Below are 6,651 nucleotides of genomic sequence, written 5' to 3'. Positions count from 1 at the left end.
TGCGAGGTCGAGACCGCCAAGGCGGCCGTCGAACTCCCCATCCCCTACGACGGCGTGGTCCGCGCCCTCCACTTCACCGAGGGCACCACGGTGGACGTCGGCGCCCCCATCATCGCGGTGGAGGCGGCTGCCGAGGCCGAGCGCGTCCCCGTCCTCGTCGGCTACGGCGTGGCCGAGTCCCCCACCCGCCGCCGCCCCCGCACCACCCCACCGACCGGGCACAACGGCCACACCCCCACCACCCGCCCGCTGGCCAAGCCCCCCGTGCGCAAGCTCGCCAAGGACCTCGGCGTCGATCTGACCGCCGTCATCCCCTCCGGCACCGACGGCGTCATCACCCGCGAGGACGTCCACGCGGCGGCAGCACCCGCACCCGCACCCGAGCGGCCGATGGAGATCACCGCCACCGCCCGCGAGACCCGTGTCCCGGTCAAGGGCGTCCGCAAGGCGACGGCCGCGGCCATGGTCGGCTCCGCGTTCACCGCGCCCCACGTCACCGAGTTCATCACCGTCGACGTGACCCGCACGATGAAGCTCGTCGAAGAGCTCAAGCGGGACAAGGACATGCAAGGCCTGCGCGTCAACCCGCTGCTGCTGATCACCAGGGCCCTCCTGGTCGCCGTGAAGCGCAACCCGGACATCAACGCCTCCTGGAACGAGGCGACCCAGGAGATCGTCCAGAAGCACTACGTCAACCTCGGCATCGCCGCCGCCACGCCCCGCGGTCTGCTCGTCCCGAACATCAAGGACGCCCACACCAAGACACTCCCGCAGCTCGCGGAGGCCCTCGGCGAGCTGGTGACCACCGCCCGCCTGGGCACGACCGCTCCCGCGGACCTGCGCGGCGGCACGATCACCGTCACGAACATCGGCGTCTTCGGCATCGACACGGGCACCCCGCTCCTCAACCCGGGCGAGGCGGCGATCCTCGCGGTCGGCGCGATCAAGCTGCGGCCGTGGGTCCACGAGGGCGAGGTCAAGCCCCGCCGGGTCACCACGCTGGCGTTGAGCTTCGACCACCGCCTGGTCGACGGGGAGCTGGGTTCGAAGGTCCTCGCCGACATCGCGGAGATCCTGGAGCACCCGAAGCGGCTCATCACCTGGGCCTGACCGGCGGCAGGGACACGAGAACGGCCCGTACGGGATGCCGTACGGGCCGTTCTTCGAGGAGCCTCTGTGGAGCTAAGGAGAATTGAACTCCTGACCTCCTGCATGCCATGCAGGCGCTCTACCAACTGAGCTATAGCCCCTTGTGTCTCGTCCCGCTCGGCGGGGCGAACAAGAAGAACTTTAGCCTGCGACCTGCCGGAAAGTGAAATCCGGGTACGGGGGCCCTCCCCGGGCCGCCTCGGGCACGCTCAGTCGTCGTCGCCGAGCACCGGCTCCGGCAGGGTGCCGGCGTTGTGCTCGAGGAGACGCCAGCCGCGGGCGCCCTCGCCGAGGACCGACCAGCAGCAGTTGGAGAGGCCGCCGAGGCTCTCCCAGTGGTGCGCCTCCAGGCCGAGGAGACGCCCGATGGTGGTGCGGATGGTGCCGCCGTGGCTGACCACGACGAGGGTGCCGCTCTCGGGGAGCTTCTCGGCGTGCCGCAGGACGACGGGGGCGGCGCGGTCGGCGACCTCCGTCTCCAGTTCGCCGCCGCCGCGGCGCACGGCCTCGCCGCGCTTCCACGCGGTGTACTCCTCGCCGTGCCGGGAGAGGATCTCCTCGTGCGTCAGGCCCTGCCAGAGGCCGGCGTAGGTCTCGCGCAGGCCCTCGTCGTGGGCGACGTCGAGGCCGGTGAGCCCGGCGAGCTCGGCGGCGGTGTGCGCGGCCCGCTGGAGGTCGGAGGCGACGATCGCGTCGGGCTCCAGGGAGGCGAGCAGCCGGGCGGCGCGGCGGGCCTGGGCGACGCCGGTCTCGGTCAGCGGGACGTCCGTGGTGCCCTGGAAGCGGCGCTCCACGTTCCACGAGGTCTGGCCGTGCCGCCAGAGGATGACCCGGCGCCCCCTTCCGGCCCCACGGCCGGCGGGTGCGCTCACCTCAGGTCCCCGAACGAGGTCGTGGCGTCCTCCGCGGCCTGCAGCCTGGCGTGTTCCTCGGCCTTGCCGCGGGTGGCCCTGGCGTCCTCGGGCAGTTCCAGCTCGGGGCAGTCCTTCCACAGCCGCTCCAGGGCGTAGAAGACGCGCTCCTCGCTGTGCTGGACGTGGACGACGATGTCGACGTAGTCGAGGAGGACCCAGCGGGCCTCGCGGTCGCCCTCGCGGCGCACCGGCTTGGCGCCGAGGTCCTTGTTCAGGCGCTCCTCGATCTCGTCCACGATGGACTTGACCTGGCGGTCGTTGGGCGCGGAGGCCAGCAGGAAGGCGTCCGTGATCGACAGCACGTCGCTGACGTCGTAGGCGATGATGTCGTGCGCGAGCTTGTCGGCTGCCGCCTGGGCGGCGGTGTTGATGAGCTCGATGGAGCGGTCAGTGGCGGTCACTACATGGCTTTCCGTCGGCGGTCACTTGAGACCAAGGGTCTCACGGACCGCCGACGGCACCTCATCCGATTACGACGACGAGGGCTTGTAGTCCTGGCCGAGGACCACCGCGACGTCCGCGTTTCCGGGGACGCTCCCCTTGGTGACACTGCTGTCGGGCAGGCCCAGGGTCTTGGCGACCTCGGTGGCGTTCTCCTTGTTCCCGGCGTCGGAGTACGTGACCTTGGAGGTGGCCTGCGCACTGGACGCCGTACCGGCCTCCAGGAAGGTGAAGCCGCCGTTCAGGAGCACCACGCGCGCGTCCTCGGTGTCGGACTTGCTGCCACTGGCGTTCTGGACGGAGACACTGACGGCCGCGTCCTGGTCGGGGCTCTTCGCGGTGCCGCCGAGGACGTCCTTGACGACGCTCGCGCTGGCCTGCGCGCTGAGCGTGCCGTCGGTCTGCACCGGCAGCAGGGCGGACTTGTAGTCGCCGCCCTTGGCGAGGTCGGCGAGTTTGGCGAGGAAGGTGCCGAGGTCCTGGTCGGTGAGGGACGGGTCGAGGATCTGCGCCAGCGTCTGCACCGTGACGGTCGCCGCCTTCGGGTCGGACGACATCTTGCGCAGTACGCCCTGCATGACCTGCCCGAACCGCTCCAGCTGGGCGTTCTGGGCCTCGCCGGGGGCGCGGTAGGTGGCGTAGGCCACGGCCATCTTGCCGCTGAGGGTCTGGTCCTCGCCCTTGTGGACGAGCGGGGCGGCGCCCTTCTTCTTGGCGCTCGGGTCGGGTACGTCGGTGTCGGTGTCGACGTCGATGTCGCCGATGAGGTCGACGAGGTTCTGCAGGTACGGCGTGTCCAGGCGCCAGGTGCCCTGGATGTCGGTGCCGAGGACGGTGTCGATGGCGTCCCGGGTGCCGGAGGAGCCGTCGTCCTCGACGGACTTGGCGAGGGTGGTCGTGGTGCCGTCCTCGTCGGTGAGGACGAGGGAGTTGGGCAGCAGCACGGTGGTGCCCTGCTTGGTGGTGGTGTTGTCGACGAGCAGCGCCGTGGAGGTGCCGCCCTTCGCGGTGTTGTGCAGATGGACGACGATCACGTCCCGCTTCTGGGCGCCCGTGGCGGTCGTGGTGCCGGTCTTGGTGTCCGACGACGACAGGCCGGGCAGCTTCCCGGCGAACCAGAGGTAGCCGACCCCGCCGACCGCGACCAGGGCCATGACGACGGCGAGGGCGACGAGGCGGCTGCGGGCGCGGCGCTTGGCCTCCTCGCGGCGCTCGGTGCGGTTCTCGGTGAAGTTCAGCCAGTCGATGACGTCCTCGGAGTCCTGGTCGGGCTCCTCGACGAACGAGAACTGCTCGGTGTGGTACTCCCGCTGCTCGGGCTCCGGCGCGGGGGCCGCCTCCTGGGGCGGTCCGGCCTGCTGCGGGATGTGGGCGGTCTGCTCCGCGACCCGTGGCTGCTGCCCGCTCGACGCGGTCTGCCCGTAGGGGTCGTACGGGGCCGAGGTGCCGTAGGTGCCGGTGTCGTACGAGCCGGTGTCGTAGGTGCCTGTGTCGTAGGTGCTGGTGTCGTAGGACCCGTAGGTCTGCGGCTGCTGCTGGCCGGTGTGGTACGGGTCATAGCCGTAGCCCTGCTGCCCGTAGCCTTCGTAGGACGTCTGAGGCGCCTGCTGTGCCTGGGTCTGGGCGTGCGTCTGGGCCTGGGTTTGGGCCTGCCGGTATATCGGTCGGCCGTACTCGTCGTAGCCGACGAGTTCGTACTGGTCGTCGTGACCGCCGCCGTAACCCGCGTCGTATCGGTCGTTCACCGGTGCCCCTCTCGGCTCACTCGCCGCGGTACAGCTCGCGCTTGTCGATGTAGCGCACGACTCCGTCCGGCACGAGATACCAGACGGGGTCGCCCTTGGCGACTCTCGCACGGCAGTCGGTCGAGGAGATGGCGAGGGCGGGAACCTCGACGAGCGAGACGCCGCCCTCCGGGAGTCCGGGGTCGGCCAGGTTGTGGCCGGGCCGGGTCACCCCGATGAAGTGCGCGAGGGAGAACAGTTCCGCCGAGTCCCGCCAGGTGATGATCTGGCCGAGGGCGTCGGCGCCGGTGATGAAGAACAGGTCCGTGTCGGGGTTGAGCGCCCGCAGGTCGCGCAGGGTGTCCACGGTGTAGGTGGGTCCGCCGCGGTCGATGTCGATGCGGCTCACCGAGAACTGGGGGTTCTCGGCGGTCGCGATGACCGTCATCAGGTAGCGGTCCTCGGCCGGGGAGACCTTGCGGTGGGTCTTCTGCCACGGCTGCCCGGTCGGCACGAACACGACCTCGTCGAGGTGGAACTGCGCGGCGACCTCACTGGCCGCCACGAGGTGCCCGTGGTGGATCGGGTCGAACGTTCCGCCCATGACGCCCAGACGGCGCTTGCCACGGCTCGAAGGACCGGTAGGCATGTCCTGCTCTCCCATGCGTGCAGACCCTACCGGCCCCGCCCCGGGGCCCCGGAAGCCGGACGCCCGGGGTGCCCCGGTATGGACCGTCTGCGACTCAGCGGTCGCGGTTGAAGCGGGTGGTGATCCACAGCAGGAGCAGCAGGATGATGAACGCTCCACCGCCGGTGACCAACGGGTTCAGGCTCTCGTGGTTGCCGCCGTGCTCCTCGCCCTCGGCGGCGAGGGTGACCAGCTGGGCAGCGGCGCTGTGAAGGCTCATCTTCGGCAGGACCTATCCGGTGTGGGCGGGATAAAGATGTCGGCCCATGGTAAGGGGGCGGCTCGGGCGCGCTCACGCCGACTCCGCCGTTGGGGATCACGGGCGGGCCGGGGGGAACCTTCGCGCGCGTTCAGTCGTCCTTCCGCCTGTAGCCCCGCAGCAGGAACCAGGCGGTCAGCGCACAGCCGAGGATCATCACGATCAGGACGATCCGGAGCAGGTTCCCCGCTCCTTGTTGCGGTGCGGCGCTCGCGGCCTCGACGAGCCAGGCGGACGCGGGGTTGTGCTCCATGGACGGGACTCCTTCGCTGTACCCCGTCCACCGTATATCCGCCTAGGCTGGGCTCCGCCTCGGGGACGCAAAGGGCCACACAAGGGCCCGCAAAAGGGCCGCAGACGAGCAGTGGGGGGAAGAATGTCCGAAGACGGTCACCAGCAGGGGGAGCACGAGAGGGTGCCGAGCAGGCAGCGCAGGCGCTTCCCGGAGATCTCCTCCCGTGCGTACGAGCACCCCGCCGACCGCAGCGCCCTGGTGGCCCTGCGCAAGCTGAGCGGCTTCGACACGGTGTTCAAGGCCCTCAGCGGTCTGCTGCCCGAGCGCAGCCTGCGCCTGCTGTTCCTGTCCGACTCGGTCCGCGTCTCCGACCAGCAGTTCGCCCACCTCAACGTGATGCTGCGGGACGCGTGTTACATCCTGGACCTGGAGAAGGTCCCGCCGATGTACGTCAACCAGGACCCGCAGCCGAACGCGATGTGCATCGGCCTGGACGAGCCGATCATCGTCGTCACCACGGGGCTGGTGGAGCTGCTCGACGAGGAGGAGATGCGGGCGGTCGTCGGCCACGAGGTGGGGCACGCCCTGTCCGGCCACTCCGTCTACCGCACGATCCTGCTGTTCCTGACCAGCCTGGCGCTGCGCGTCGCGTGGATCCCGCTGGGCAACCTCGCGATCATGGCGATCGTGACCGCGCTGCGCGAGTGGTTCCGCAAGTCGGAGCTGTCCGCCGACCGCGCCGGTCTCCTCGTCGGCCAGGACGTGCGGGCCTCCATGCGCGGCCTGATGAAGATCGCGGGTGGCAACCATCTGCACGAGATGAACGTGGACGCGTTCCTGGAGCAGGCCGAGGAGTACGAGGCGGGCGGCGACCTGCGCGACTCCGTCCTGAAGATCCTCAACGTGCTGCCCCGCTCCCACCCCTTCACCACGGTCCGCGCCGCCGAGCTGAAGAAGTGGGCCGAGTCCCGCGACTACCAGCGCATCATGGACGGCCACTACCCGCGCCGCACCGAGGACAAGGACACCTCGGTCACCGACTCCTTCCGCGAGTCGGCGTCGCACTACGCCGACCACGTCAAGAACTCCAAGGACCCCCTGATGAAGCTGGTCACCGACTTCGCGGGCGGCGCCGGCGACCTCGGCGGCCGTGTCCGCCGGGGCTTCAACGGCTTCACGGCGCCCGCGCCCCCGAAGGACCGGCCTGAGGACCAGCCGCCCCGCGACGAGGACTGAGCCCG

8 protein-coding genes and 1 tRNA gene are annotated in these 6,651 nt (G+C 70.3%); 2 read left to right on the top strand and 7 right to left on the bottom strand.

From position 1 onward, the window contains the following. Positions 1-1,110 (top strand): dihydrolipoamide acetyltransferase family protein (locus ACGFNV_RS32385; RefSeq protein WP_393627319.1); only part of this gene is annotated, 1,110 nt, incomplete at its 5' end. Between the two features lie 67 nt (positions 1,111-1,177). Here ACGFNV_RS32385 and ACGFNV_RS32380 read toward each other — a convergent pair. The 7 genes from ACGFNV_RS32380 to ACGFNV_RS32350 form a co-directional block, all read right to left on the bottom strand. After that, positions 1,178-1,250, bottom strand: a tRNA-Ala gene (locus tag ACGFNV_RS32380). 108 nt (positions 1,251-1,358) lie between these two features. Further along, on the bottom strand, positions 1,359-2,021 hold the full coding sequence (locus ACGFNV_RS32375) for a histidine phosphatase family protein (protein ID WP_393627317.1): 663 nt from the start codon (positions 2,019-2,021) through the stop codon (positions 1,359-1,361). Further along, a complete protein-coding gene (gene rsfS / locus ACGFNV_RS32370; protein WP_393627315.1) occupies positions 2,018-2,464 on the bottom strand; it encodes a ribosome silencing factor in 447 nt (148 codons plus the stop codon). The genes ACGFNV_RS32375 and rsfS overlap by 4 nt, the downstream gene beginning before the upstream one ends. 69 nt (positions 2,465-2,533) lie before the next feature. Next, positions 2,534-4,249 carry a LytR C-terminal domain-containing protein gene (locus tag ACGFNV_RS32365; protein ID WP_393627313.1) on the bottom strand — a complete coding sequence of 572 codons (1,716 nt, stop codon included), beginning with the start codon at positions 4,247-4,249 and terminating at the stop codon, positions 2,534-2,536. A gap of 16 nt (positions 4,250-4,265) precedes the next feature. Continuing rightward, entirely contained in the window at positions 4,266-4,892 is a 627-nt protein-coding gene (gene nadD / locus ACGFNV_RS32360) for a nicotinate-nucleotide adenylyltransferase (RefSeq protein ID WP_133926304.1), read from the bottom strand. A 79-nt stretch (positions 4,893-4,971) separates the two neighbouring features. After that, positions 4,972-5,136: a hypothetical protein gene (locus ACGFNV_RS32355; RefSeq protein WP_166662244.1), complete on the bottom strand. Its 165-nt coding sequence runs from the start codon at positions 5,134-5,136 to the stop codon at positions 4,972-4,974. Between the two features lie 130 nt (positions 5,137-5,266). Continuing rightward, positions 5,267-5,428: a hypothetical protein gene (locus ACGFNV_RS32350; protein ID WP_393627310.1), complete on the bottom strand. Its 162-nt coding sequence runs from the start codon at positions 5,426-5,428 to the stop codon at positions 5,267-5,269. A 123-nt stretch (positions 5,429-5,551) separates the two neighbouring features. On the opposite strand from ACGFNV_RS32350, the gene ACGFNV_RS32345 reads away from it, so the two are divergent. Next, positions 5,552-6,646: a M48 family metallopeptidase gene (locus tag ACGFNV_RS32345; protein WP_393627309.1), complete on the top strand. Its 1,095-nt coding sequence runs from the start codon at positions 5,552-5,554 to the stop codon at positions 6,644-6,646. The last annotated feature ends 5 nt before the right edge of the window (positions 6,647-6,651 follow it).

The organism is Streptomyces sp. NPDC048751, from assembly GCF_043198595.1.
GTDB lineage: Bacteria > Actinomycetota > Actinomycetes > Streptomycetales > Streptomycetaceae > Streptomyces.
The sequence above is the reverse complement of the archived record's forward strand: the minus strand, read 5'-3'. Positions and strand labels throughout refer to the sequence as shown.

Coding starts and splice junctions, on each gene's coding strand:
- nadD (WP_133926304.1), bottom strand. CDS start 4,892: ATGGGAGAGCAGGACATGCCTACCGGTCCTTCGAGCCGTGGCAAGCGC.
- ACGFNV_RS32350 (WP_393627310.1), bottom strand. CDS start 5,428: ATGGAGCACAACCCCGCGTCCGCCTGGCTCGTCGAGGCCGCGAGCGCC.
- ACGFNV_RS32345 (WP_393627309.1), top strand. CDS start 5,552: ATGTCCGAAGACGGTCACCAGCAGGGGGAGCACGAGAGGGTGCCGAGC.
- ACGFNV_RS32355 (WP_166662244.1), bottom strand. CDS start 5,136: ATGAGCCTTCACAGCGCCGCTGCCCAGCTGGTCACCCTCGCCGCCGAG.